Here is a 25,468-nt window from a genome sequence, read left to right as displayed (position 1 = left end):
GGCCCCACCCCCGATGGACCCCGACGTGGAGGCGCTGCTGCGCAGGCTGGTCGACCCGAACGTCTCGGACGCGGAGAAGTTCCACATCCGGGAGACCATCCGTTACCTCGCATACCGCCCCACTTTGCCAGTCGGCGCCCGAAAGCGGGGCAAACAGGCCGGCTAGTTCCTCAGATGGCGAAAGAACGGCAGGTCAGACTCATTCGTTTCGCTCCGGGGCCGGAACGGGCACGCTAGCGTCCGTATTCGTACTGCTTGGGCTCGTCGTCGGCGGGGGGACGGGACAAGGCCGAACCCAGCCCTGCGGGACAGAAGGAGGGGTCTGTCCATGACCCTGAAATGGTTGGCAGTCGTGGTCGCCACCGTGTCGCTGACACTGTGCGGAACCGGCAACGCGGTGACCCTCGCGGTCGACGGCGGGCAGCTTCCCCTGCTCGTCAACCTCATGGCGCTCACCGCCGCCGGCACGGCGGTCGTCCTGGCCGTGGTCGCCGAGCTGCACGACCGGCTCAACGACCGGGTCAGCGCGCTCACCGAGTTCCTGGTGGCCCGGCTGAACGAGATCGAGGCGCAGACCGGCGACCGCAACACCGGGTTCGTGGAGGGCTACCTGCTCAGCCACGGCCAGGAGGCGGCCGTCGTGCCGTTCGGGCGCCGGGGACGTGGGGCCGCCGAACGCTGACCCACCACACCGCCCGCACCGCACCCGGCTTACGCCCGGTTGCGGTGCCGCCTGACGACCGGGATTGAGCCCTCGCCGCCGGGGTACGCTGTCGCGCGTGCCGCCGTTGAATCTGGGCAACCCACAGCCGAGGACTCCGTTGGACGCCGACCACGCCTGGCGCACCACTGCCGGGCGGGCGGCCGGAACAGTGCTCTTCTTCGACTTCGACGGGACGCTGGCGCCGGTCGACGACGATCCCACCGCGGTCCGGCCCGCGCCGAAGGTCCTCACCGCGATCGAGGCGCTCGCCCCGGTGGTCCGCCGGGTGGCGATCGTCTCCGCCCGGCCGGTGGAGTTCCTCCGGGATCACCTCGGCGGGCTGGCCGGCGTCGACCTGTACGGCCTGTACGGCCTGGAGCACAGCCACTCCGGCGGCGCGACGGTCACCGAGCCCACGGCGCTGCCCTGGGTGCCGACCATGGCGGAGCTGGCCGACCTGGCCCGGGCCGAGCTGCCGCCGGGCACCCTGGTGGAGTACAAGCGGCTCTCCGTCGCGCTGCACTGGCGTACCGCCCCGGGGCTCGGCACGACGGTCGAGGAGTGGGGCCGCGCGCAGGCCGAGCGGCTCGGGCTGCGGGTCCAGGCCGGGCGGATGGTGCTGGAACTCAAGCCCCCGGTGGACCGGGACAAGGGCATGGTCATCGACGAGGTGGTCCGGGACGCCGAGGGCGCCTGGTACTTCGGCGACGACGTCTCCGACATCAAGGCCTTCGCGGCGCTGCGCGCCCGGGCCGCGGCCGACCCGGACTTCTTCGGCGTCTGCGTCGCCGTCGCCAACCCGGAGACCGGCCACGAGGTGGCCGAGGCCGCCGACCTCACCATCGACTCCCCCGCCGCCCTCGGCGACTTCCTCACCCAAGCCGTCCACCACCTCACCTGAGCGCGCACGGGGGCGCGGCCCGGGGTCAGGCGCCGTAGCGGCGTTGCCGGTTGGCGTACGAGCGCAGGGCGCGGAGGAAGTCGATGTGGCGGAAGTCCGGCCAGTTGAGTTCGCAGAAGTAGAACTCCGAGTGCGCGGACTGCCAGAGCATGAAGCCGGAGAGGCGCTGCTCGCCGCTGGTGCGGATGACCAGGTCGGGGTCGGGCTGGCCGCGGGTGTAGAGGTGCTCGGCGATGTGTTCGACGTCCAGCACCTCGGCCAGTTCCTCGATCGTGCCGCCGGAGGCCGCGTGCTCGAGCAGCAGCGAACGCACCGCGTCGGTGATCTCGCGCCGGCCGCCGTAGCCCACCGCGATGTTGACCTCCGCCCCACCGCTGCGCTCGCGGGTGCGCTCCTCGGCCGCTTTGAGCGCGGTGGCGGTCTGCGCCGGCAGCAGGTCGAGCGCGCCCACCATGCGCAGCCGCCAGGGGTTGCCCTCCTCGGCCAGCTCGACCACCAGGTCCTCGATGATCTGCAGCAGCGGGTCGAGTTCGCTGGCCGGCCGGCGCAGGTTGTCGGTGGCCAGCAGATAGAGCGTGACGTGGGCGATGCCGGCCTGGTCGCACCAGCCCAGCACATGTTTGATCTTGGCGGCGCCCACCCGGTGCCCGTCGTTCGGATCGACGAAGCCCATCTCCCTGGCCCACCTACGGTTACCGTCGCACATCACACCGACGTGCCGGGGCACCGGCTTGCCCGCGAGCTTGGCCGTCAGCCGACGCTCGTACACCGAATAGACAAGGTCCCGCAGCTTCATCACCTTGCAGCGTAGCGACCCGCCCGGCGGATCACCCCCGCGGAGGCCGATCCCGCGCCGACAGACCGATGCCGATCATTCGGAGCGTGCGGACGTCCAGCCGCCCGTCGCCGAGCCCCAGCTCGACCACCGTCCGGTAGACCCGGTCGTCCCGGCGGGCCGCGACGACCGCCGCGTCGACCACCCGGCGCCGTCGGGCCAGCCAGGCCGCGAGGGAGCTGTGCCGCAGGTGTACGCCCAGCCGGCGGCGCAGCGCCTCGGCGTACCGCCGGGCCGCGTGCTCGGGTGCACCGGCGGCCGCCGCGCCGGCCAGCGCGCCGGAGAGCAGGGCGTAGAAGATCCCCTCGCCGGTGAACGGGTTGATCAACGAGAGCGCGTCCCCGGCGAGCACCACCCGACCCCGGCCGGGCGGCGGGCGGTGCGTCGACAGCGGCAGGTGGTGGGCGCGCAGGTCGGCCACCGCGGCCGGGTCGGTGCCGGGCAGCAGTGCGGCGAGTCGGTCCACCAGGTGGGCCCGGGTCAGCGGCTCGCCCCGCAGCACCTCCCCGTACCCGACGTTCGCCCGGCCGTCACCGATCGGGAACGACCAGGCGTACGCCGGCCAGCGCGCCGCCGACGTGACGATCAGCTGCTCGGGTGGGCCGGGCAGGGCCGGCGCGTACCCCCGGATGGCCAGCGCCAGGTGGCGGTCGGGGTTGACCCGGTGCCCGAGTGCCCGGCGGACCACGGAGCCGGCCCCGTCCGCGCCCACCACCGCCCGCGCGGCCAGCTCGCCGTCGAGCACCACCCGGTCGGCGCGGGCCTCCACCCGGCGCACCGTGTGCCGGCGCAGCCGCACACCCGCTGCCACCGCCGCCGCCACCAGCCGGGCGTCGAAGACCGCCCGGGGCACCGTGTACGCGGGACGCGGCAGCGCCCGGGCCACCGCGCCGCCAGCCGGGCCGACCAGGCGCAACGCCGGCAGCGGAAGGTAGCCGGCCACCGCATCCGGCACTCCCAGCTCAACCAGCACGTCCAGCGCGTGCGCCGCGATCCCGTCGCCGCACGCCTTGTCCCGGGGAAACTCGGCCCGGTCCAGCAGCAGCACGTCGGCGCCCAGCCGCCGAGCGGCCAGCGCGGCCGCCGACCCGGCCGGCCCGGCTCCGACCACCACCACGTCGAACTCGTCGCTCACCGCGTCGCCCATCCAGCCGCCCGCCCGGTGCGACGGCTCCCACCGCTCATCCTCTCCCGCGCCGGCGCACGATCGCCGCTGCCGCACCCCGGCGTGCCGGCCCTCCTCTCCCGTGCCGGCTCGGGGCAGCTCGACGGCGTGCACAGCGCCTCTGGGCGGCGTCCCCGCAGGCGTGGCCGGGCGGGGACGGGACGGACCGCCGAAGGTACCGGATCACTCGGCCACGACGTGCCCGCAGCCGTCATCATGAGCAGCGCGGCCAGCGCCCGGACGGCGGACGGCCGCCGGACCTTGGGGTTTCGGCGGCCGTCCTCATGGATCCGTTGCTGCCCGGATCAGGCGTGGTTCACACCCGCTGCGGCTGCTCCGCGTCGAGCCGGGCGCGCAGCGCGTCCAGCTCGGCCCAGAGGACGCCCGGCAGCTTGTCGCCGAACTTCTCGAACCATTCGGTGACCAGCGGGAGTTCCCGGCGCCACTCCTCCGGGTCGACCTTCAGCGCGATCCGGACGTCCTCCGGGGTCATGTCCAGACCCTCGACGTCCAGCGCGTCCTGCGCCGGGACCAGGCCGATCGGGGTCTCCACCGCCTCGGCGCGGCCCTCGATCCGCTCGACGACCCACTTCAGCACCCGGGAGTTCTCGCCGAAGCCTGGCCAGAGGAAGTTGCCCTCCGGGTCCTTGCGGAACCAGTTGACGTAGTAGATCTTCGGGAGCTTGGACTCGTCGCCGTCGACGCCCTTGCCCATCTCGATCCAGTGCCGGAAGTAGTCGCCGCCGTGGTAACCGATGAACGGCAGCATCGCCATCGGGTCGCGGCGGACCACGCCGACCGCGCCGGAGGCGGCGGCGGTGGTCTCCGAGGAGAGCGTGGCGCCCATGTAGACGCCGTGCACCCAGTCGCGGGCCTCGGTGACGAGCGGGACGGTGTCCCGGCGGCGACCGCCGAAGAGGATCGCGTCGATCGGCACGCCGTTCGGGTCGTAGTAGTCCTCGGCGAGAATCGGGCACTGGGTGATCGGGGTGCAGAACCGGCTGTTCGCGTGCGAGGAGAGGTTCTCGCTCCCCGGCGTCCAGTCGTTGCCCTTCCAGTCGATCAGGTGCGCAGGGGGCTCACCCATGCCCTCCCACCAGATGTCCCCGTCGTCGGTCAGGGCCACATTGGTGAAGATGGAGTTGCCGCGCTCCAGCGTCCGCATCGCGTTGGCGTTGGTCTTCCAGTCGGTGCCCGGCGCGACACCGAAGAGGCCGTACTCCGGGTTGACCGCGTAGAGGCGGCCGTCCTGGCCGAACCGCATCCAGGCGATGTCGTCGCCGATCGTCTCGACCTTCCAGCCCGGGATGGTCGGCTCCAGCATCGCCAGGTTGGTCTTCCCGCAGGCCGACGGGAACGCGCCGGCGATGTGGTAGACCCGACCCTCCGGGGAGGTGATCTTGAGAATCAGCATGTGCTCGGCGAGCCAGCCCTCGTCACGCCCCATCACGCTGGCGATCCGCAGCGAGTAGCACTTCTTGCCGAGCAGCGAGTTGCCGCCGTACCCGGAGCCGAACGACCAGATCTCCCGGGTCTCCGGGAAGTGCGAGATGTACTTGGTCTCGTTGCACGGCCACGCCACGTCCTGCTGACCGGGGGCGAGCGGGGCGCCGATCGAGTGCAGGGCGTGCACGAAGTCCGCGTCGTCGCCCATGGCTTCGAGGATCTTCGCGCCCATCCGGGTCATGATGCGCATCGAGGCCACCACGTAGGGGCTGTCGGTGATCTCCACGCCGAACATCGGGTTCTCGGCCTCGACCGGCCCCATGCAGAACGGGATGACGTACATGGTGCGCCCACGCATGGAGCCGCGGTACAGCTCCGTCATCGTCCGCTTCATCTCGGCCGGCGCCATCCAGTTGTTGGTGGGACCGGCGTCCGCCTCGTCCACCGAGCAGATGAAGGTGCGCTCCTCGACCCGGGCGACGTCCGTCGGGTCCGTCCGCGCGTAGAACGAGTTGGGCTTCTTCTCCGGGTTGAGCCGGATCAGGGTGCCGGCGTCGACGAGTTCGTCGGTGAGGCGACGCCACTCCTCCTCGGACCCGTCCACCCAGACGACCCGGTCGGGGGTGGTCAGTTCCGCGACCTCACGGACCCAGGCGAGCAGTTTGGGGTGGGACGTCGGGGCTTGATCGATACCCCGAACGGTAGCCGGAGCAACCATGACACATCTCCTTATGGTCGACGCTGACCGGTCTATGGGATGCACGAGTCTCGGCGCCGCGATGCGTCGCCTTCGTGGAAACCTGGGATTGGGCTCAGCGTAAACCGGTGGACCTCGCGAGTCAGTGGTACTGGTTGTGAAGAACTGCACAAGGTACGGCCACGCTGCGGCATCACGAGCTAATACCCGCTTTCCCGCGCAGTTTCACGCAAATCCTGTGGGGAACCCCGGAACTCCCGCCGGGCCCGAAGGTTCTCCCCGGCCGGATCCGACTTCCCGGCCGATACCGCGGAACCCGTCCCGGTTCCCGCTCGGCCGGTTACGCTCTGCTCACCGACGCCGTACCCGCCGACGCCGCTCGCCGTTGCTACCCGTACCGGGTGTTCGCAGCCGGTAGGCTCGCGACGTGGCCGCGACGATGACCGGGGAGCCAGGCTCCCGGCAGACCCAACCGGGTCTGGTCCGCACACTGGTCGACCGGTTCGGTCACCTCGTCCGCGAACTGAGCAAGTTCGCCACCGTGGGTGGGGTCGCCTTCCTCATCGACTTCACGCTCTTCAACTACCTGACGAGCGTGCGAGGCGTGGAGCAGGTCACCGCGAAGACCATCTCGACGGTGATCGCGGCGACCTTCGCCTTCCTTGGCAACCGGTTCTGGACGTGGCGGCACCGCAAGCGCTCCCACCCGGCCCGCGAGTACGCGCTCTTCTTCTTCTTCAACGGAGTCGGGCTGGGCATCGCGGTGGCCTGCCTGGCCATCAGCCGCTACGGGCTCGGCAGCATGTGGCCCGGGGTGTTCCAGACCCCGCTGGCCGACAACATCGCCAGCTTCATCGTCGGCACCGGCCTCGGGACCCTGTTCCGATTCTGGTCGTACCGACGATTCGTCTTCGTGGAAGCGGGAACCCCGCCTGTTCGGGAAGTGAAGCACGACCGAGACCACGGGGCGTGACCTGCCGCCCACCTCGTCCGGCCGGAACCTCCCGGCCCCGCCTACTGCCCTAAGGTGTTCCGCATGCGTCTTGTCCGTCTGCTGCCTGAGCGCTGGCAGAAGTTCATCCACGAGGCGCTCAAATTCGGCATCGTCGGCGGCGTCAACACCGTCATCAATTACGCCGTGTTCAATGCCCTGGCACTCACCGTTTTTGTCGACGGTCAGTTGAAGGCGACGGTCGTCGCGACCATCGTGGCGACGATCACGTCGTATCTGATGAATCGTCACTGGACGTACCGCGACCGCCCCAAGTCAGCCATGCGGCGCGAATACGCCCTGTTCTTCCTCTTCAATGGCGCCGGCCTGCTCATCGAGCTGGGTGTGCTGGCCGCCGCCAAGTACGGCCTGGGCGTGACCAGCCTGCTGGCGTTGAACGGCGCCAAGACCGGGGGCGTGCTGCTCGCCACGCTCTTCCGGTTCTGGTCGTACCGGACCTTCGTCTTCCAACCGGCTCCCGCCGAGGCCCAAGCGACCTGGCACAGCATCCCGCGGGACGAGTGGGACACCATGGCCGAGATGGACCCGGTGGCCGAACTGGCCGAGTCGGTCTCCGAACTGGAGGAGGCCCAGCCGCCACCGGCCGGCGACCGGCGGGCAGCCGGTCACGCGCCGGCCCTCGGCCCGCCCAGCGCCCCAGTGCAGGGCCGCCCGGTCCCGCTCGACGCCGAGCTGGCCCGCTCCCTCGACCGCGAGCTGGAGGCCGAACTCGCCGCCGGGTTGCAGCCCACCACCCGCCGCACTCCCCGCCGCTGAGCCACCACAGGACCACCCTGCGCGCACCCCATCCCCGGCTGATCAAGAAGTTCGCGTCGCCGGAAGCGGGGTTCCTGACGCAAACCTCTGATCAACCCGGAGACGGGGTGGCGAGGGGTCAGGTGGTGGGGTCGCGGAGGGGTTTGCCCTCGTGCAGGTCGGCGAGGACCTCACGCATCTCGCCCTCACCGAGGGAGTGCTTGTCGTGGTGGGCCTCCACCAGCTCGTACAGCTTGGTCTGGACCTGGCCGACCTTCGGGACGTCGTGCAGCACCGACTGGCCCCGTTCACCGGCGGACTCGATGGTGAGGGTGCCGCAGCCGAGCAGGCGCTCGACGAACCGCTGGTTCATCGCGTGATCGTTGACCCGGGTGAGCGGGATGTCCCGCCGATCCCGGGAGAGCACGCCCTCCTGGAGCAGCACCCGCTCGTTCGTGAACAGGTAGTGGGTGGTACGCCAGACCAGGAACGGCCAGAGCGCCAGCCAGAGCACCGCCACCAGGGCCAACCCGCCGATGACGGCGAGCGCGATCGAGCCACCCCCGCCGGACGGCAGCAGGACCACGCCGGCCACCACCGCCGCGACGGCGAGCACCACCACCGCGACCGGCCGGACCAGGGCCTTCCAGTGCGGGTGCAGGTGCAACACGACATGCTCGTCTTCGGTGAGCACGTCATCGGGGAACGCCACGGGAACCTCCTCGCGAAACGGGACGCGCAGACCGTAACGCCCCGCACCGCCCGACGGGATCCGCCACGCGGCCAGCACCCACACCCCCACGACCTCGCACTGTCGGCCGGCCCTTCATGCCGGGCAGGAAGTGCGAGATCGCCGACGAGGGGTGGGGGTCAGCGGAGGTGGAGGACGTCGCCGGCGGCCAGGTGGTGTTCGCCGGCAGCGGTGGCGAGGACCAGGTGACCGTCGGCGTCCACGCCGGTCGCGGTGCCGGTCACCTCGCCGCCGCCGGGCAGCAGCACCCGCACCTGCCGGCCCACCGTGGCGCACGCCGCCAGGTAGGCGTCGCGCAGGCCACTGGCCACCGCGTCCCCACCCGCGGCGCGCCAGCGGGCGTACCAGTCGGCGATCGAACGCAGCAGCGCGCGCAGCAGCGGGTCCCGGTCGATGGCCGCCGCACCGGCCAGCTGCAACGAGGTCGCCGGCAGCCCGGTCGGGTTCGCCGGCAGCTCGTCGGCGCGGAGCGTGACGTTCAGGCCGATACCGAGCACGATCGCCGGCGGCTGTCCCGGCGCGGCACCCGGCACCGCCTCGGCGAGGATCCCGGCACACTTGGCGTCGCCGATCAGCAGGTCGTTCGGCCACTTCAGCGCGGCGTCCAGCTCGGCGAGCCGGGCGACCGCCTCGACCAGCGCCACGCCGGCGAGCAGCGGCAGCCAGCCGTACGCCGCCGCCGGTGCCGGCGGCCAGCCGCGGCCGGCGCCGACCTCGCCGGGCCGCAGCAGCACACTGGTCGCGATGCCGGCCCGGGCCGGCGACTGCCAGGCCCGGCCGCGCCGACCCCGCCCGGCGGTCTGCCGCTCCGCCACCACGACCAGGCCCTCCGGCTCGCCGGCCCGGGCCGCCTCGGCCACGTCGGCGTTGGTCGAGCCGGTCTCGGCCCGCACCTCCAGCCGGGCCCACGGGCCGTACGGGGCGACCAGCGCGCGCCGCAACCGCACCGCCGACAGCGGCGGGCGGTCCAGATCGGTGTACGGGGAGCCCGGCATCCCGCCAGCCTACGGGCCGCGCCGACGGCGGATACTGAGGTGTACTGCACAGCGGCGGAAGCCTGAACCATCGTTATATTCCCTGGGTGACTACCGAGACCGGGATCAACATCCACAGCACCGCGGGCAAGCTGGCGGACCTGGAGCGACGGGTCGACGAGGCGGTGCACGCCGGGTCGGCGCGCGCGGTGGAGAAGCAGCACGCGAGGGGCAAGAAGACCGCACGGGAACGCATCGAGCTGCTGCTCGACGAGGGCTCCTTCATCGAGCTGGACGAGCTGGCCCGGCACCGGTCGACCAACTTCGGCCTGGAGAAGACCCGCCCGTACGGCGACGGGGTGATCACCGGTTACGGCACCATCGACGGCCGGCAGGTCTGCGTCTTCGCCCAGGACTTCACGGTCTTCGGCGGCTCCCTCGGCGAGGTCTTCGGCGAGAAGATCGTCAAGGTGATGGACCTGGCCATGAAGACCGGTTGCCCGGTCATCGGCATCAACGACTCCGGCGGCGCACGCATCCAGGAGGGCGTCGCCTCGCTCGGCCTCTACGGCGAGATCTTCTTCCGCAACGTCCGCGCCAGCGGGGTGATCCCGCAGATCTCCCTGATCATGGGCCCGTGCGCGGGCGGCGCGGTGTACTCCCCGGCGGTCACCGACTTCACCGTGATGGTCGACCAGACCTCGCACATGTTCATCACCGGCCCGGACGTCATCAAGACCGTCACCGGCGAGGACGTGGCGATGGAGGAGCTGGGCGGCGCCCGCACCCACAACACCCGCAGCGGCAACGCACACTACCTCGCCACGGACGAGGACGACGCGATCGACTACGTCAAGGCGCTGCTGTCGTACCTGCCGTCGAACAACCTCGACGAACCGGTCGTCTACGACGCCCCCGCCGACCTCGCCATCTCCGACGAGGACCGGGAGTTGGACACGCTGATCCCGGACTCGGCCAACCAGCCGTACGACATGCACCGGGTGATCGAGCACGTCCTCGACGACGGCGAGTTCCTGGAGGTCCAGCCGCTCTACGCGCAGAACCTGGTCATCGGCTACGGCCGGGTCGAGGGGCGCCCGGTGGGCGTGGTGGCCAACCAGCCGATGCACTTCGCCGGCACTCTGGACATCGCCGCCTCCGAGAAGGCTGCCAGGTTCGTCCGCACCTGCGACGCGTTCAACATCCCGGTACTGACCTTCGTGGACGTGCCCGGCTTCCTGCCGGGCACCGGCCAGGAGTGGGACGGCATCATCCGCCGCGGCGCGAAGCTCATCTACGCGTACGCCGAGGCCACCGTTCCGAAGGTCACCGTCATCACCCGGAAGGCGTACGGCGGGGCGTACGACGTGATGGGCTCCAAGCACCTCGGCGCGGACCTGAACTTCGCCTGGCCGACGGCACAGATCGCGGTGATGGGCGCGCAGGGTGCGGTGAACATCCTCCACCGGCAGGAGCTGGCCACCGCCGACGACCCGGCCGCCCTGCGCGCCCGGCTGATCACCGAGTACGAGGACACCCTGGCCAACCCGTACATCGCCGCCGAGCGAGGCTATGTCGACTCGGTGATCCCGCCGCACGAGACCCGCACCCAGATCGTCCGCGCGCTACGCGTGCTGCGCACCAAGCGGGAGACCCTCCCCCCGAAGAAGCACGGCAACATCCCCCTCTAGGCGGCCGGCGTCACCGAGTTGTCCGCGGCGCGCCGTCCGCGCCGCAGGCGAGATCTGCGCAACGTCAGGGAAGGTGTCCCCTCCAAGCCGGCCTCGGGGGGCCACCGTCTCCCTGAGGTTGCATGGAGGTCTGCGGGGCCGGGGCGGGTCAGCAGGGCGGGTTGGCCGCGGCGCACATTCGGTGTGCGGCGACGCCGGCCAGTCGGCGCAGTTCGGGCTCCGTGCCGCCACGGCCGAGCCTGACCACGGTGACCAGATCCCCCACCCGGACCACAACGGTGCTCTCCGGCTTCGGTTCCTCGCCGAAGGTCTTCCCGGTCTTCGGGTCGCGGGCCCTGCTGATCGTGTGCCTCAGCAGCACCGCCTCGTCACCGGCGAAGTTGCGGTCCGCCGCCTCCCAGCGGTGGACCACCTCGACCTCGACGACCCGGCCCTGCCACTGCGCCGGGCCGGTGGAGCGCCACCGGGCGCACGGCCCGAGCATCTTGTCGATGCCGGCGAAGACCCGGCCGGCGACCTCCGGCGTGACCCGGTAGACGTCCTGGCTCAACACCAGGTCGGCGGGTCCGTGCTCGGTGCCGGCCGGGCGCTCGCGGAGCAGGGTCTGCGAGCGCGAGTAGCGCGAGGACTCCCAGTCGCCGGTCAGGCCTTGGAGCGTGTGGCAGTACAGCAGCGTGTCGGCGACACGGACCGGCTCGCCGAGTCCCGCTTCGCCCAGCGGCGCTCCGGTCTGCGCCGGCAGGTCACCCGGCTGCACCAACGCGTCCCGGGAGATTTCCGTCCGCGCCGGGGTGCTGGACGCCGCCGGGAGTAAGGCGGCGACCGCCGGCGGGGCGGGTCGTGGGTGACGGCCGACGACGGCCACCGCGCCGGAGACCACGACGAGTACGAGGGTCGCTGCGCCCACCGCCGTACGCCGGTTGCGCCGGCGGGCGCGGGCCCGGATCTCCTCCGGCTCGGGCCAGTGGACGGCTCGCAGGTCCCGGTACATCTGCTCGACGAAGGCGATGTCGTCACGCATCGGCGGCCTCCTCCAGATCGTGGACGGCGAGCAGCCCGGCGAGCGCGGTGCGCCCCCGGGAGAGTCGGGCCTTGACCGTGCCCACCGGGGCCTCGGTCTGCCGGGCCACCTCGGCGACGGGCATGCCGAGCAGGTAGTAGAGCGCGATCGCGGTGCGCTGCTCCTCCGGCAGCCGGCGCAGCGCGGCGACCACCTCCACGGTGTCGGTGCCCGGCCCCGGCACGCTCTCGGCGACGCCGTGCCGCAGGTACGCGCGGGCCCGGCTGCGCAGGCTGCGCCACCGGCTGACCGCGATCCGGCTCGCCACCACCCGCACCCACGCCTCCGGATCCTCGTACCCACCCACCGTCGACCAGCGCTGCCAGGCCCGGATGTACGCCTCCTGGACGGCGTCCTGGGCTTCGGCGAGGTCGCCGGTGAGCACGTAGACGAAGCCGAGCAGCCGTTGCCGGCTGCCGCGGTAGAACTCGTCGAACCCGTCGACGTCCGGCACCTGCTACCTCCCCCCGTGGTTCGCAGGGGACACGCGCCGACCGGGGCCGGCGGTTGCCCCGGTCAGCCGATGATTTTCGCCGGTTCGGGGGCGGCTGCGGCCGGCGGGGGATGCCCCTGCGGTGCACGGTCGCGGGCCAGGGTCACGTCGTGGGCGGGCCTGTGCCAGTCGTACGCCGGTGCCGCCGGCCGCTCGTGCTCCGATGGTCGCGTACCGCGCCGGCCCGTTCGTTGGTCAGCCGGTGAGGCCGGTGTCGGTGAGCATCGGGCCGGCGAGCAGCAGCGCGCCGGCGACGAGGGTGGCCAGGTTGACCAGGGCGAAGACGGTGACCCAGAAGAAGGCCGGCAGCGGGGTGAGCCCGGCGAGCTGGTCGGCGTCGGACGCCGGCATCCGCCCCCGGGAGCGCAGCCGTTGCAGCTCGACCACGGGCCGCACCCCGCCGAGCAGCAGGAACCACACCCCGGTGTACGCGAACGCCGCCTGCACCTGCGGCGTGGCGTACCAGGAGACGGCGAGCACCACCCCGCCGGTGACCAGCAGGGAGAGCACCCCGAAGACGTTGCGGATCATGACCAGCATGGCCAGCAGCAGCGCCACGGCCACCCAGAGCAGCAGGGTGATCCGGTTGCCGCCGAGCAGCCAGGCGCCGGCGAGGCCGACCAGCGGCGGAGCCAGGTAGCCGGCGAGCAGGGTGAGGATCATGCCGGGCCCGGTGGGGCGGCCGGCGGAGAGGGTCAGCCCCGAGGTGTCCGAGTGCAGCCGGATGCCGCGCAGCTTGCGGCCGGTGAGCAGGGCGACCAGCGCGTGGCCGCCCTCGTGGGCGATGGTGATCGCGTTACGGGCGATCCGCCAGGGCAGCCGGGTGGAGACCACCACCAGGGCGACCACGGCGGTCAGCAGCACCAGCAACGGCGGCGGGTCGGGCTGCGCTCCGAGCAGCCTCTCCCAGAGGTCGGTCAGCCCGTCGATCGACACCATGGGGCGCGAGCCTACCGGCTCGGATCCGGGTCACTCCACGGCCGTCGGCCCGTAGCGGGTGATGCTGACCGGGTGGCGACCGGAGCGGGACGTACGTCTCGGCGTCGACCCGGCCGGCGAGGTGCTGAGCGTCACCGACCCGCTCCGCTGGCAGATCGAACCCGCGTCCCTCCGCCGAGCACACCCCCGATCGCGTTGAGCTCGCCGACACCGGCTCGCCGCGTGCCCGTCATGAAAGTTTCTTTAGGGGGACTTGCGCTCATGGACAGTTATCTCCAAAGATGGTCGTCAATCACCGGCGTCCTTGGAGGCATCCATGACCCGTACCACATCACCGCTGCGCCGGCTGCTCGCCAGCGGCCTCACCGTCCTCGCCACCGCGGCGGCGGCACTCGTCGCGACCGCCACCCCCGCGGCCGCGGCCACCGTCCCTGGCATCGACGTTTCCCACTACCAGGGCACCATCAACTGGACCAGCGTCCGCAACGCGGGCATCCAGTTCGCCTTCATCAAGGCCACCGAGGGCACCAGCTACAAGGACCCCAGGTTCAACACCAACTACGTGGCCGCCTACAACGCCGGCGTCATCCGCGGGGCGTACCACTTCGCCCGGCCCAACATCTCCTCCGGCGCGACCCAGGCGAACTACCTGGCCTCCAACGGCGGCGCCTGGTCGGCCGACAGCCGCACCCTCCCCGCGGCCCTGGACCTCGAGGCCAACCCCTACTCCGGCGGGTACTGCTACGGCCTGAGCACGTCGGGGATGCGCAGCTGGGTGCAGGACTTCCTCAACACCTACCGTTCCCGCACCGGCCGCTACGCGGTCATCTACACGACGACCAGCTGGTGGAACCAGTGCACCGGCAGCTGGGGCGGCCCGTGGGGCAACCACCCGCTCTGGATCGCCCGCTGGGCCAGCTCGCCCGGCACCCTGCCGGCCGGCGCGCCGTTCTGGAGCTTCTGGCAGTACACCAGCACCGGCAGCGTCTCCGGCATCAGCGGCAACGTCGACCGCAACTACTGGAACGGTGACCGCAGCCGGCTGATCGCGCTGGCCAACAACACCGCCTGAGCCTGAGCCGCTTGGAAGCAGTTGACGGCAGCGGGACCGGCTGTCACCCGTACGGTCGACAGCTGGCCCCGCTGCCGCCCCGCCCGGCGCAGGGGATGCGAGCCATCGCGCGGCGGCGCGAATCCCGCAGGTCAGTCCTTGCGGTCGGGCACGAACCGGCCGGCGATGAGGTCGAAGTTCGGCAGGTTCGCCTGCCAGTCCTTCTCGGCGACCTCCCAGCGGAGCGCGTAGCCGCGGTTGCGGGCGGTCGCGAAGCCGCGGTTGCGGACGTGGATGCGGGTGCCGTCGCGGGTCTCCCGCCACTCCCAGTCGGCGCAGGTCTTGTAGTAGTCGCAGCGCTCGATGCTGAGGTACTCGTAGTTGTTGACGAGGTTCTTGCGGCCCGGCTCGATTCTCTTCCAGTCGGCGTACGCGTCCGGCTTCGGCGTGTCGGTCCACTGGACGAGCAGCTCGCGCACCCCGTTGGGCTCGTCGAAGACCACCGTGTTGGCGCCGGCACTCCGGCGCACCCAGCCCTGCGGCAACGGCAGCGCGAAGCCGGCCGGGTCCCGGTGCAGCCGCCAGCCCGCCGGCAGCGCGTTCGGGTCGGTGGAGGCACCGGCCGACGGCGTGGGGCTGGGGGCGACGCTGGTCGGCGGCGTCGCCGGCGCCGAGGTCTGCGGAGCCTCCGTCGTGCCGGCGGCGGTCGGCCCGGTCTGCCGGGGGTCGTCCTCGCCGTCACCGCCGCCGAGCAGCGGCACGACCACCACCAGCCCGAGCAGCAGCAGCGCGACCACCACCCCGATCAGCACGGTGCGCCGGGTGACGCCCGGCCGGGTGCCGTCGGTGGGCGCGGCGGGCCGCCCGGACGCCGGGCTCACGGGCGCGGCGAGCATCGCCGTGGCCGGGCTCCCCGGCGCCGGCTCCGCCTGGTCGCTCTTCGGGTCGTCGGCGGCCGGACGCGGCCCGTCAAGCTTCGTGGTCGGATCGCTGTCCGCGGTGGACGCGGTGGCCGGCACCATCGCGGTCGGCGCGGCGTCCGACGTGGCCGCCCCCTCGGCCGTGGCGGCATCGGGAGCGGCCGCGCCGGCTACGGCGGCAGCCGTGGCCGCCTGCGGCGCGCGCGGAGCCGGCGGGGTGACCGGTTCGGGCCGCCCCTCCGCCGGACGGGGGGCGGGCACCAGCGGCGGGCGCGGCTCGCGCGGGCCGTTCGGCCCCGGCCGGCGTACGCCGTCGAGCAGCGGGACTCTGCGGGCCCGCTTGCCGCCGGCGCGGCGCAGCAGCCGCTCCGCCACCTCGGCGGTGATCCGCTCCTCCGGGTCCTTGCGCAGCAGGCCGTTGAGCACCGGCTTGAGCGGGCCGGCGTTCTTCGGCGGCGGCAGCGGCTCGGTGGCCAGCGCCGCGAGGGTGGCGATCGCCGACGGCCGGGCGTACGGCGACTTGCCCTCGACCGCGGCGTAGAGGGTGGCGCCCAGCGACCAGAGGTCGGCCTCCGGCCCGGCGGTGCCGTCGCGGGCCCGCTCCGGTGCGATGTACGCCGGGGAGCCGAGCACCATGCCGGTGCGGGTGACGTTCGGGTCGCCGGGGATGGTGGCGAGACCGAAATCGGTCAGCACCACCCGGCCGTCGTCGCCGAGCAGCACGTTGCCCGGCTTGACGTCGCGGTGCATGACGCCGGCCTTGTGCGCCGCCTTCAACGCGCCCAGCACGCCGAGGCCGATCTCCACCGCGCGGGCCGGGGACACCGGCCCCTGTTCGGCGAGAGTGTCCTGCAACGACTTCGACGGCACGTATTCCATGACGATCCACGGGTCGCCGTCGGTGCGGAGCACGTCGAAGATGCGGACCACGTTGATGTGGTTGAGCCGGGCGATCGCCCGCGCCTCCCGCAGCGAACGTTCGCGCATTTCGCGGCGCTCGTCGTCGGTGAGGCTGGGCGGAGGGACCAGTTCCTTGATCGCCACGTCCCGGTGCAGCACCTCGTCGCGCGCCTTCCACACCCGACCCATGCCCCCCTGACCGAGCGGCGAAATGAGCCGGTATCGGTCAGCGACGAGTTGGGGTAGCGCGTTGGACATCGCCCCGACGGTACCCGGCGGCCACGACAGTCACATCGCCGGCACGCCACGGTGCGGCGAAGGTCAAGTTCGGACCGCGTACCCTGACGTCATGTCTGCCGAAGAGCCGCTGTTCCGGGTCGTCCGCGGCGTACCGACCGCCGAGGAGCTGGCCGCGCTGGTGGGTGCGATCGCCGTCCGGTCCCGGCCGGCCGCCGCGCCCGCACCCGTCGCCGGATCCGCGTGGGCGCGCAGCGCGCGACCGGCCGGCGCGGCCCACGCCGCGGGCCCCGGCGCCTGGCGCGCCTCCGGTCTGCCCCGCTGAGCATTTCCGGTACGGGTCGCCGCAGCTCCATGCCCCCGCCGGGACGCCGGACGTCCGCCGGAAGCCGGTTGGGGCTGCCGCCATCGTCGCGTACCCATTAACCTCACTCAGGGAAACCGTGCGGTGACGGATAGGGAGAGCCGATGATCCCCGAGGAGGACCACCCAGCGTCCTGGCTCCGCGGCTACGGCGGCATCGAGGCCGACATCCGCCGGCTACGCGAGTTCGCCGACAAGCTCCAGGCCGAGGTGGACCGGAACTACGCCCCCCACCTGCCGTACATCGCCGAGGACATGAAGGCGCCACTGCCCAACCCCGCCGACGCGTTCATCGAGCTGGTCAACTTCCTCCGCGCTCACCACGAGACCCAGCAGGCCACCGCCGACATGGTCTGGGGCGTACGCGGCGTCACCGGCCACCTGGCCGCCGCCGCCGGCACCGTCGCCGAGCGCTACGCGAACTCCGACGCCTTCTCCTCCGCCCGGGTGGTCGACGTCCAACGGGCACTGGCGAACCCGACCGCTGCCACGCCGACCGGTCCGTCGCCGGTGCTCCACGATCCCACCGGGCCGGAGACCGGGCCGGAGCCGGTGGTGCTGCCGTGATCGAACGGGGCAGCGGCCGGACGACCGGCCTCACCGACTGGCGCCTGATGGACGTGGCGAGCATGTGGGCCTGCCTGCAGGACCACGACACCACCAACCACTGGAAGCAGGTCGCCGGCTGGCGCAAGGTCTGCGACCTCGCCCAGACCCACCTGAGCCGGCTCCAGGAATACCGCCGCGGCCTCGCCGAGGCATGGCCACCGGAGACCAACGCCGCCGCCCGCGCGTACCTGGCCGAACTGGACGAGCTGATCGACAAGGTGCAGCGCACCCACGACGCGGCGGCCACCAACTACACCGCGCTCTCCGCCGCCACCCAGGCCATCGGCACCACCCGCGCCGAGCTCAAGAAGATTTACGAGGAGTACGCCGTCAAGCTCCAGCAGAAGCAGGCGTACGAGGCGACGATGGCGGACCCCAAGGCGGCCATGGGCAGCCGCGTGCCCGATCGACCGGTAACCGACGACGACCTGGAACGGCTCAACGTCCAGGCGCGCGGCATCATGTACGGCCTCAGCGGCGAACTCCATCACGCCCAGGTAATGCTCCGCCAACCCCCACATATGAAACCCAAGGTGGACGGCAGCTCAGCGGACTATGGCACAGCCAGCGCCCAAGCCCCAGTTATTCCACCCGTTGTGCCGGTGCCGCTAGCGACGGGCCGAAATACGCCCTCCATTACCCGATCCGGGACCACCGCTCGATCAGTGCCGCTCCCTTCGGCACCTGGCGTTGGACCGGTCTTGGGCGGGACTGGCACTGGCCTGGCGCCAGCCCCGACCAACCCGAAGCTGCCTGGTACCACGCCGGCTGCGTCACCCAATCCATCGCCGGGACTCGGGGTACCCCCGCCCTCAACCGGAATAAGCCGGCCAGGCGGGTCTGGTCCCGTGCGTGGCCTGCCGGGGCAGGTTAGCCGATCGGTCGCTGGATCCGCAGGCGTCCAGCCTCACGCTCCGCAACCAGCGAAACCCCGGCCAATGCCTCCTGGCGGCTTGATTGGGGGAGTTCCCGGGTCGGGGCTCGGGCAACCCGGCGCAGGCAACACACCGAGACGGGTGAACCCCATCGGCGGCGTAATCGGGGGTGGCGGAGCGGGCACCGCCCCATCGGGTGGCGCTGGCTCCCGGCCCGGGGGAAGTCGAGGTTTGGGATTTGCCCACGGCATGCCGCCGTTCGTTGGGGGTCCTTGGGTTGGAGCGGCGGGATCTGGGACGGCGGACGGAGTTTCCAGCATGCAGGGGCGTCGGGAACGAAGTGCGGAAGAACCGTCCCACTGGGACCCGAACCACCCTTGGGAAACAGATAAAGGCGTACCTCCTGTAGTCCAGCCTCCCGATGAGGAGGGCCCGATCGACCCCGGTCCGGCCATCGGCTTGAAACGGTGATGGCACACCCAATTCGGTTCATTTTAGGGATCTTTCTCTCGACAACAACGCCGATAACAATATTGCCGGTCGATGTCACCCCACAACAGATCGAGAAAGTTCGACAGAATGTCGGTGGGATCCGCGAGCAGCAATGGCATCTTCACTACTTGAAGATTGACGCCGCACATCAGATTTCCCAAGGCCAAGGGGTCATTGTTGCAGTGCCCGATACCGGCGTATACCCACATCGCGATCTCAGCAGAAATCTGTTGGCTGGAACTGATCTGGTTCCTGATGGGAACGGCGACGGGCAGGGAGATGGGAATGGTCATGGAACAGGTATGGCCGGACTCATTGCGGCGCACGGCCAGAGCGGAGGGGTGGGCGCTCTGGGCATTGCGCCAGCAGCAAAGATTCTGCCCATAGTAGATTCTCCACCCAATGGGGAGGGCGAACCCGATATCCTCGCTCAAGGCATCGAATATGCGGTATCAAAGGGCGCGGACATCATCAGCATCTCTAGTGGGGGAGGCTCGACTCCTCGCCTACGCCAAGCAGTCAGATCAGCGCTTGCGTCAGATGTGATCGTGGTTGCTGGGGTCGGCAACCTGCCATTCGACCAGAAGGTTAGCTACCCTGCAAGCGAGCCCGGCGCGATTGCAGTTGGAGGGATTGATCGCGCCGGCAACCATGCTGCGGTATCGGTTACCGGACCAGAGGTGGATGTGGTCGCGCCAGCCGTGGACATCTACAGTACGAGCATCGACGGCAAGTACCGCAAGGGCACCGGTACCTCCGACTCCACAGCCATCGTTGCCGGAGCGGCGGCCCTGATTCGGTCCAAGTACCCGTACCTGCCCGCGTCCGAAGTGGCACACCGGCTGACGGCAACCGCCATCGACAAAGGGCCCCCCGGGCGGGACGACGAGTACGGCTACGGCGTCGTTGATCTGGTAGCAGCGCTGACTGCGGACGTTCCGCCTCTGGGTATCGAGACCGCAACTGCAAGCGCATCGACTCACATCACATTGAGCACGCCGACGGCAACCAAGCCCGGCGACGGAGACTCAGGGGCCACCGTCAGAGGTTGGGCGACGCTTGGAGTGATCGTGGCAGCCGGCGTGACATGGGTGGTGGTGGCCCGCAAGCGCCGGCGTGGCGACGACCCGCCTCCCCGAATCAGCCGCTGACGACTCCGCCCTCCGGGCTGGCCTTGTACTGCGGGACGCGTCACGAGGTCATGAGTGCCGGCCATGCCGATCACCCGGAGATGCGGCGACGATCAGGAGCCGCCGTGCGGCCGCTGCATCGCGAGGCGTACGAGCCTGACGGCGAGAGCGCCGGCAGCGATGAGGGTGCGAATAGGGAACCAATGCCCCCGGTCACCTGCCCTGCGAGGAGGATCAGTGCCGAGACGACGGCGAAGAAGATCGGGAGGTTCGTCAGCGCTGTTCGCAGGCTTCGGGAGGCGGCACGCTGGAGCAGCAGATGTCTCCTGGCCGCCCGCCCGCCCGATGTGTTCGCTCCTGCGACCCGACCCGCTGCACTGATCCCGCCAGGCCGCCTCGGCCTCACGCCAACGCACGTACCAGCGGCCGCCATCGCGACCCTCCGCCTGACCACACCGCCGGTGGCACCGGGGTCCGGCGGTTTTGGGTGCGTCTGTTGTCGTTGGGGCGACAACAGACGCACCCAAAGGTGTGGAGCAACCGGCGGGGAAGCGCGGGCCGTTCGCGCGGGGAAGCGAGGCAAGGGCGTAATTCAGGGTGGCCGCGTCAGCGACACGGAGCAGGGCGCAGCGTGGCCGGAGAGGCGCGGCAGAGCCCCTTACGAGAGGTCAGCCGGTAACGTCGGCGACGTGCCTGACTCCATGCCTCTCCGCCTCGTGCTCGCCTCGGCGAGCCCCGCCCGCCGTAAGACGCTCCAAGCCGCCGGGATCGAACCGGATGTGCTGGTCAGCGGCGTCGACGAGTCTCTCGTGGTTGCCGACCGGGCCGAGGAGCTCTGCCGGGAGCTGGCCCGGCTCAAGGCGCAGGCGGCGCTCACCCGACTACGCCCGAACGACGACCAGCGGACGCTGGTGATCGGCTGCGACTCGGTGCTGGAGTTCGACGGTGAGATCCTCGGCAAGCCGGCTGACGCGGCTGACGCGACCCGCCGATGGAAGCGGATGCGAGGGCGCAGTGGCGTGCTGCACAGCGGCCACTGCCTGATCGACGTCGGCGAGGGCCGGCGGGCCGAGGCGGTCGCGTCCACGGTGGTGCACTTCGCCGATGTCAGCGACCACGAGATCGCCACCTACGTGGGCACGGGTGAGCCGCTCGCGGTGGCCGGCGCGTTCACCATCGACGGGCTGGGCGGGCCGTTCGTGGAGCGGATCGAGGGCGACCCGGGCACCGTCATCGGGCTGTCGCTGCCGCTGCTGCGCCGCCTCCTCACCGAGCTGGACCTGCGGATCACCGACCTCTGGACGAAGGTCGCGCCCGGCAACCAGTCGGTCGAACGGCTCGGCTAGCGTCCGATCATGACCACCAAATCGATCCCGCTCACCGAGGAGCTGCACGCGTACCTGGTCGCGCACGGGTCGCCACCCGACGAGATCATCCGTGATCTGGCCGAGGAGACCCGGGCCGCCCTGCCGCGCGACGCGCAGATGCAGGTGGCGCCGGAGCAGGCGGCGTTCCTGACCTTCCTCACCCGGCTGCTGGGGGTTCGGCGGGCGGTGGAGGTCGGTACGTTCACCGGCCTCTCGTCGCTGGCGATCGCCCGGGGCCTGCCCGAGGGTGGGCGGCTCACCTGCTTCGACATCTCGGAGGAGTACACCGGCATCGCCCGGCGGTACTGGGCGCGCGCGGGCGTGGCCGACCGGATCGAGCTGCGTATCGGCCCGGCCGGTGAGACGCTGCGTGAGCTGCCGTACGACCGGCACATCGACTTCGCGTTCATCGACGCCGACAAAACGGGCTACCCGATCTACTGGTCGGAGCTGGTGCCGCGGATGCGCCCCGGCGGGGTGATCGCGGTCGACAACGTGCTCCGCGGCGGGCGGGTGATCGCCCCGCAGGACGCGGACGACCGCGCCATCGCGGCGTTCAACGACGAGGTCCTCGCGGACGTCCGGGTGGACGCGGTGATGCTTCCGATCGCCGACGGCCTCACCCTCGCCCGGGTGCGCTGACCCCGCCCCGGCGGCGGGCTGATCACTCCGATGCGGCCGCCGCCGTCACCATCAGGCCGGGGCGAGGACTGCCCTGTCGCCGTCAGGCGGGGGCGTGCTCGCCGGCCGGGTGCGGCGCGCGCAGGGCGCGTCCGAGGCGGGCGGCGAGCACCGCGGCCACCGCGATGAAGCCCGGCAGCAGCAGGAACGCCAGGTGTGGCCCCACCCCGTCGGCCACCCGACCCAGCGCCACCGGCGCGATCCCGAAGCCGACGCCCATCGAGTACGACGCCCAGCCGGCCGCCTTGTCTGCGGCCGGCCCGGCGGCGGCGAGCGCGATGGAGATGGCCAGCGGGTAGTGCAGGGCGTTGCCGAGGCCGAGCACGACCAGGCCGGTGACCGCGAGCCAGCCGACCGGCGCCAGCCAGAACAGCGCGAACCCGGCCAGCGACACACCGAGCGCGGCGAGTAGCAGCGGGACAGGCCGGTGGCGGAGGGCGATCCGGCCGCCGACCAGCCGACCGACGAACATCCCGCAGACGATCGCGGCGACCGCCGCGGCGGCACTGCCGGCGGCCATCCCGGCGTGGGTGCGGAGCACGTCGGCGGTCCACAGTGACAGGCACACCTCGATCGACCCGGTGACCGCCATCAGCGTCCAGGCGATCCAGTACGCCCACGGCAACGGCCCGGTGGGGGCGGGCAGCGAGGGGTTGCCGTCGGTGGCAGTGCCTGCCGGGCCACCGGGCGTACCGGTGTCGGCCGGGCCGGCGGCAGCCGAGGCGGAATCCGACGCCGGTCCCCGCCCGGCCGCAGCAGCCGGGATCCGCGCCGCTGCCAGGACGCTGTCCGGTTGCGCGACCAGGACAGCGTCCGCCGGGCCGTCCCGGGCCACAACAGCCGGGACGCTGTCCGCTTGCGCGATCGGGACGACGTCCGTCGGGCCGTGGGCCGCGGCAGCGGGGGCGGCATGCGGCATGCGTACCCGGAAGGTCAGGGCGGCGAGCGCGACCAGCGTGATCAGGCCGACCTCGACGGCCATCACCGGCCGCCAGCCCCACCCGTTGTCGACGCTGGCACCGATTACCAGCGGGGCGAGGATCCCCATGCCGGCGCAGGCGGCGTTCGCCTCGCTCAGCGCGGCCGGCGCGGCCGGACCGTGCCGGCCGGTCAGCACCACGTTCACCCCGCTGATCACCATCATGCCGAAGGTGGCGGTCAGTGCAACCGCGGTGAGGGTGGCGGGCAGGGCGTGCAGCGCGCCGAAGGCGCTGACGCCGGCCGCCACCCCGGCCAGGCCGGTCCAGATCGCCGGGCCTCGGCCGATCCGGCGGGCCAGCGGGGCGAACAGCGCGCCGCCGAGCAGCGCGCCGACGGCGATGGCGGTGCTGTGCAGGCCGGCGACCGCCGCCGAGGTGCCCTGTTCGTCACGCAGCAGCGGGACGACCGGGCCGAAGCCGTACAGAAAGAAGCCCCACAGGCCCAGTTGGGCGTAGGTCAGCCAGGTGATCCGGTCACGGGTGAGGCGGGGCACCCGCCTGACGCTACAAGCGCACGGCGCCGGCCCCGCCCCGGTGAGAGGCAGGTCTCTGGTTCAGCGGACACTGCGGGCGAACTGCCGGGCGGCCCAGAAGACGCCGGCCGCGGCGAGTACCGCGATGATGGTCAGCCCTTGCCAGACCTTGTCGTCGCCGAGTTCGCCCGCAAAGAGCGCCCGGGTGCCGTCGACGGCCCAGGAGAACGGGTTCCACTCGGCGATGCCCTGCAGCCAGCCGGGGGCGAAGGTCAGCGGCAGCAGGATGCCGGAGAGCAGCAGCACCGGATGGGCCACCGTGTTCATCAGCGGGGCCAGTGCGTCCTCGCTCTTGACCTTGAGCGCCACGCCGTAGGAGACGGCCGAGGTCATCAGGGCGATGAGGGCGAGCATCAGGTACGCCAGGAGCAGGTCGCCGATGAAGACGCGCAGGTCGAACAGGAGGGCGAGCAGGGTGATGATGACCGCCTGCACGACCAGCGACACCACGTCGCGCAGCGAGCGGCCGAGCAGCAGGGCGAGCCGGCTGACCGGGGTGACCCGGGAGCGTTCGATGACGCCGGCGCGCAGCTCGGCGATCAGGCCGAAGCCCTGGAACAGGCCGCCGAAGATGGCCAGCAGCACCAGCAGGCCGGGCACGAAGATCTTGTACGCCTCCGCCTGGGTGGGCGCGTTCAGCGCCGGCTTGAGCAGCGGGGCGAACAGCAGCAGGTACATCACCGGCTGGAAGACGCCGACGAAGACCCAGACCGGGTTGCGCAGCAGCAGTTGCAGCTGGCGCTGGAAGATCAGCCAGGTGTCACGGGCGAGTTTCATGAGATCTCTCCGGGTGGAGGTCAGGACTCGCGCAGCGAGCGGCCGGTCTTGGTGAGGAAGACGTCGTCGAGGCTGGGACGGTGCAGCTCGATGGAGGCGAGCGTGAGACCGGCGGTGTCCAGCCGGCGCAGGATCTGCGGGATGGACGTCGCCCCCTCGTCGACGTAGAGCCGCAGCCCGCCCTCGTCGGCGGTCTCCAGCTTGTTGACGTACGGCTCGCCGTCGAGCACCTGCGCGGCCTGCGGGGTGGCCGCAACGTCCAGCCCGACCAGCACCACGTCGCCCGAGATCTCCCGCTTCAGCTCGGCCGGGGTGCCCTCCGCGACCACCTCACCGTGATCCATGATCGCGATCCGGTCGCAGAGCGCGTCGGCCTCGTCCAGGTAGTGGGTGGTGATGAAGACGGTCATACCGTCGGTGCGCAGTCGGCGGATCTCGTCCCACATGTGCGCCCGGCTCTGCGGGTCGAGGCCGGTGGTGGGCTCGTCCAGGAACACGATCTTCGGCTCGTGGATGATGCCCAGGGCGATCTCCACCCGCCGCCGCTGGCCGCCGGAGTAGGTCTTGCACTTGCGGTCGGCGTACTCGGTGAGCTGGAAGGCGTCCAGCGCCCGGGCGGCCCTCCGGTGCGCCTCGGCCTTGCCGATGCCGTACATCCGGGCCTGGAGCACGAGTTCCTCGCGGGCGGTGGACTCGTCCCAGGTGCTGCCGCCCTGGGCGACGTAGCCGATCCGGCGGCGCACCTCGCCCGGATCCTTGCGCAGGTCGGCGCCGGCGATCGTGGCATCCCCGCCGTCCGGCTGGATCAGCGTGGCCAGCATCCGCAGGGTGGTGGTCTTGCCGGCGCCGTTCGGGCCGAGGAAGCCGAAGATCTCCCCCTCGGCGACCTGCAGGTTGACCCCGCGTACCGCGTCGACGGTTTTCGTCTCCCGACCGGCCCGGGAGCGGAACGACTTCCGCAACCCTTTGGTCTCGATCATCTCTGCTCCTGGTCGTCCGGGCCGGCTGCGACCGGCCGTCGGTCTGCCCCACTGGGGCACCGCCGGACGGCGTGCTCCCCGGGCACCCCGAGAGGCTAACGCGATATAGCTCTTATGGTCAACGTTGATTATTCAGTTGCGCCCTGAGGGGGCAGGCGCTCCTCCCAGCCC

The 25,468-nt window shown here is 71.5% G+C and carries 23 protein-coding genes and 1 pseudogene; 12 read left to right on the top strand and 12 right to left on the bottom strand.

Features of this window, described 5'->3' with window-relative positions; genetic code table 11:
* From C1I99_RS11795 to otsB, 3 genes and pseudogenes are all read left to right on the top strand, one after another.
* Positions 1–166 (top strand): annotated as a pseudogene (locus tag C1I99_RS11795) (transcriptional regulator); the annotation flags it as partial.
* 162 nt (positions 167–328) lie between these two features.
* On the top strand, positions 329–682 hold the full coding sequence (locus C1I99_RS11790; RefSeq protein ID WP_111134255.1) for a hypothetical protein: 354 nt from the start codon (positions 329–331) through the stop codon (positions 680–682).
* A gap of 97 nt (positions 683–779) precedes the next feature.
* Complete coding sequence (gene otsB / locus C1I99_RS11785) at positions 780–1,604, top strand: trehalose-phosphatase (protein WP_111134254.1); 825 nt, start codon at positions 780–782, stop codon at positions 1,602–1,604.
* 25 nt (positions 1,605–1,629) lie between these two features.
* Here the strand turns inward: otsB and C1I99_RS11780 are convergent, their stop codons facing one another.
* The 3 genes from C1I99_RS11780 to C1I99_RS11770 form a co-directional block, all read right to left on the bottom strand.
* A complete protein-coding gene (locus C1I99_RS11780) occupies positions 1,630–2,400 on the bottom strand; it encodes an isoprenyl transferase (RefSeq protein ID WP_111134253.1) in 771 nt (256 codons plus the stop codon).
* Positions 2,401–2,431: 31 nt separating this feature from the next.
* Positions 2,432–3,586: a geranylgeranyl reductase family protein gene (locus tag C1I99_RS11775; protein ID WP_111134261.1), complete on the bottom strand. Its 1,155-nt coding sequence runs from the start codon at positions 3,584–3,586 to the stop codon at positions 2,432–2,434.
* A 334-nt stretch (positions 3,587–3,920) separates the two neighbouring features.
* A complete protein-coding gene (locus C1I99_RS11770) occupies positions 3,921–5,768 on the bottom strand; it encodes a phosphoenolpyruvate carboxykinase (GTP) (RefSeq protein WP_111134252.1) in 1,848 nt (615 codons plus the stop codon).
* Between the two features lie 418 nt (positions 5,769–6,186).
* Here C1I99_RS11770 and C1I99_RS11765 point away from each other — a divergent pair, with 418 nt between their 5' ends.
* Both C1I99_RS11765 and C1I99_RS11760 read left to right on the top strand, forming a co-directional pair.
* The gene (locus C1I99_RS11765; RefSeq protein ID WP_111134260.1) at positions 6,187–6,720 is read left to right on the top strand and encodes a GtrA family protein; all 534 of its coding nucleotides are present in this window, start codon (positions 6,187–6,189) and stop codon (positions 6,718–6,720) included.
* Between the two features lie 63 nt (positions 6,721–6,783).
* Positions 6,784–7,515: a GtrA family protein gene (locus tag C1I99_RS11760; RefSeq protein ID WP_111134259.1), complete on the top strand. Its 732-nt coding sequence runs from the start codon at positions 6,784–6,786 to the stop codon at positions 7,513–7,515.
* A gap of 118 nt (positions 7,516–7,633) precedes the next feature.
* On the opposite strand, the gene C1I99_RS11755 is transcribed toward C1I99_RS11760, so the two are convergent.
* Both C1I99_RS11755 and C1I99_RS11750 read right to left on the bottom strand, forming a co-directional pair.
* Complete coding sequence (locus C1I99_RS11755; protein WP_111134258.1) at positions 7,634–8,206, bottom strand: PH domain-containing protein; 573 nt, start codon at positions 8,204–8,206, stop codon at positions 7,634–7,636.
* A gap of 158 nt (positions 8,207–8,364) precedes the next feature.
* Positions 8,365–9,240, bottom strand: a complete 876-nt coding sequence (locus C1I99_RS11750; RefSeq protein ID WP_111134251.1) for a biotin--[acetyl-CoA-carboxylase] ligase — start codon at positions 9,238–9,240, stop codon at positions 8,365–8,367.
* Between the two features lie 86 nt (positions 9,241–9,326).
* Here C1I99_RS11750 and C1I99_RS11745 point away from each other — a divergent pair, with 86 nt between their 5' ends.
* Entirely contained in the window at positions 9,327–10,910 is a 1,584-nt protein-coding gene (locus C1I99_RS11745) for an acyl-CoA carboxylase subunit beta (protein ID WP_111134250.1), read from the top strand.
* A 148-nt stretch (positions 10,911–11,058) separates the two neighbouring features.
* Here the strand turns inward: C1I99_RS11745 and C1I99_RS11740 are convergent, their stop codons facing one another.
* The 3 genes from C1I99_RS11740 to C1I99_RS11730 form a co-directional block, all read right to left on the bottom strand.
* Entirely contained in the window at positions 11,059–11,931 is an 873-nt protein-coding gene (locus tag C1I99_RS11740; RefSeq protein WP_111134249.1) for a hypothetical protein, read from the bottom strand.
* Positions 11,924–12,424, bottom strand: coding sequence for an RNA polymerase sigma factor (locus C1I99_RS11735; protein ID WP_111134248.1), 501 nt, complete (start codon positions 12,422–12,424; stop codon positions 11,924–11,926). Before C1I99_RS11735 ends, C1I99_RS11740 begins: the two co-directional genes overlap by 8 nt.
* A 234-nt stretch (positions 12,425–12,658) precedes the next feature.
* Positions 12,659–13,402 carry a M50 family metallopeptidase gene (locus tag C1I99_RS11730; RefSeq protein WP_111134247.1) on the bottom strand — a complete coding sequence of 248 codons (744 nt, stop codon included), beginning with the start codon at positions 13,400–13,402 and terminating at the stop codon, positions 12,659–12,661.
* Between the two features lie 316 nt (positions 13,403–13,718).
* Between C1I99_RS11730 and C1I99_RS11725 the strand changes: the two genes are divergently transcribed.
* Entirely contained in the window at positions 13,719–14,474 is a 756-nt protein-coding gene (locus C1I99_RS11725) for a lysozyme (protein ID WP_111134246.1), read from the top strand.
* A gap of 131 nt (positions 14,475–14,605) precedes the next feature.
* On the opposite strand, the gene C1I99_RS11720 is transcribed toward C1I99_RS11725, so the two are convergent.
* Positions 14,606–16,531 carry a serine/threonine-protein kinase gene (locus tag C1I99_RS11720; protein WP_111134245.1) on the bottom strand — a complete coding sequence of 642 codons (1,926 nt, stop codon included), beginning with the start codon at positions 16,529–16,531 and terminating at the stop codon, positions 14,606–14,608.
* A gap of 91 nt (positions 16,532–16,622) precedes the next feature.
* Here C1I99_RS11720 and C1I99_RS11715 point away from each other — a divergent pair, with 91 nt between their 5' ends.
* The 5 genes from C1I99_RS11715 to C1I99_RS11690 all read left to right on the top strand — a co-directional run bounded on the left by C1I99_RS11715 (position 16,623) and on the right by C1I99_RS11690 (position 21,988).
* On the top strand, positions 16,623–16,835 hold the full coding sequence (locus C1I99_RS11715; protein ID WP_111134244.1) for an acyl-CoA carboxylase subunit epsilon: 213 nt from the start codon (positions 16,623–16,625) through the stop codon (positions 16,833–16,835).
* A gap of 143 nt (positions 16,836–16,978) precedes the next feature.
* Positions 16,979–17,440 carry a hypothetical protein gene (locus C1I99_RS11710; RefSeq protein WP_111134243.1) on the top strand — a complete coding sequence of 154 codons (462 nt, stop codon included), beginning with the start codon at positions 16,979–16,981 and terminating at the stop codon, positions 17,438–17,440.
* A 1,387-nt stretch (positions 17,441–18,827) separates the two neighbouring features.
* On the top strand, positions 18,828–20,000 hold the full coding sequence (locus tag C1I99_RS11700; RefSeq protein WP_111134256.1) for a S8 family serine peptidase: 1,173 nt from the start codon (positions 18,828–18,830) through the stop codon (positions 19,998–20,000).
* 668 nt (positions 20,001–20,668) lie between these two features.
* Entirely contained in the window at positions 20,669–21,325 is a 657-nt protein-coding gene (locus tag C1I99_RS11695; protein WP_111134242.1) for a Maf family protein, read from the top strand.
* 9 nt (positions 21,326–21,334) lie between these two features.
* Entirely contained in the window at positions 21,335–21,988 is a 654-nt protein-coding gene (locus C1I99_RS11690) for an O-methyltransferase (protein WP_111134241.1), read from the top strand.
* Between the two features lie 82 nt (positions 21,989–22,070).
* On the opposite strand, the gene C1I99_RS11685 is transcribed toward C1I99_RS11690, so the two are convergent.
* From C1I99_RS11685 to C1I99_RS11675, 3 genes are read right to left on the bottom strand one after another with little or no spacing between them, the layout of a single operon-like run.
* Positions 22,071–23,501, bottom strand: coding sequence for an MFS transporter (locus C1I99_RS11685; protein WP_111134240.1), 1,431 nt, complete (start codon positions 23,499–23,501; stop codon positions 22,071–22,073).
* 60 nt (positions 23,502–23,561) lie between these two features.
* Entirely contained in the window at positions 23,562–24,317 is a 756-nt protein-coding gene (locus C1I99_RS11680) for an ABC transporter permease (protein WP_111134239.1), read from the bottom strand.
* A gap of 20 nt (positions 24,318–24,337) precedes the next feature.
* Complete coding sequence (locus tag C1I99_RS11675) at positions 24,338–25,297, bottom strand: ATP-binding cassette domain-containing protein (protein ID WP_111134238.1); 960 nt, start codon at positions 25,295–25,297, stop codon at positions 24,338–24,340.
* Between the last annotated feature and the right edge of the window lie 171 nt (positions 25,298–25,468).

Origin of the sequence: Micromonospora deserti, assembly GCF_003236335.1 — a bacterium.
Lineage (GTDB): Bacteria > Actinomycetota > Actinomycetes > Mycobacteriales > Micromonosporaceae > Micromonospora > Micromonospora deserti.
Note: the sequence above shows the minus strand (reverse complement) of the source record. Positions and strands in the feature narration are given on the sequence as shown.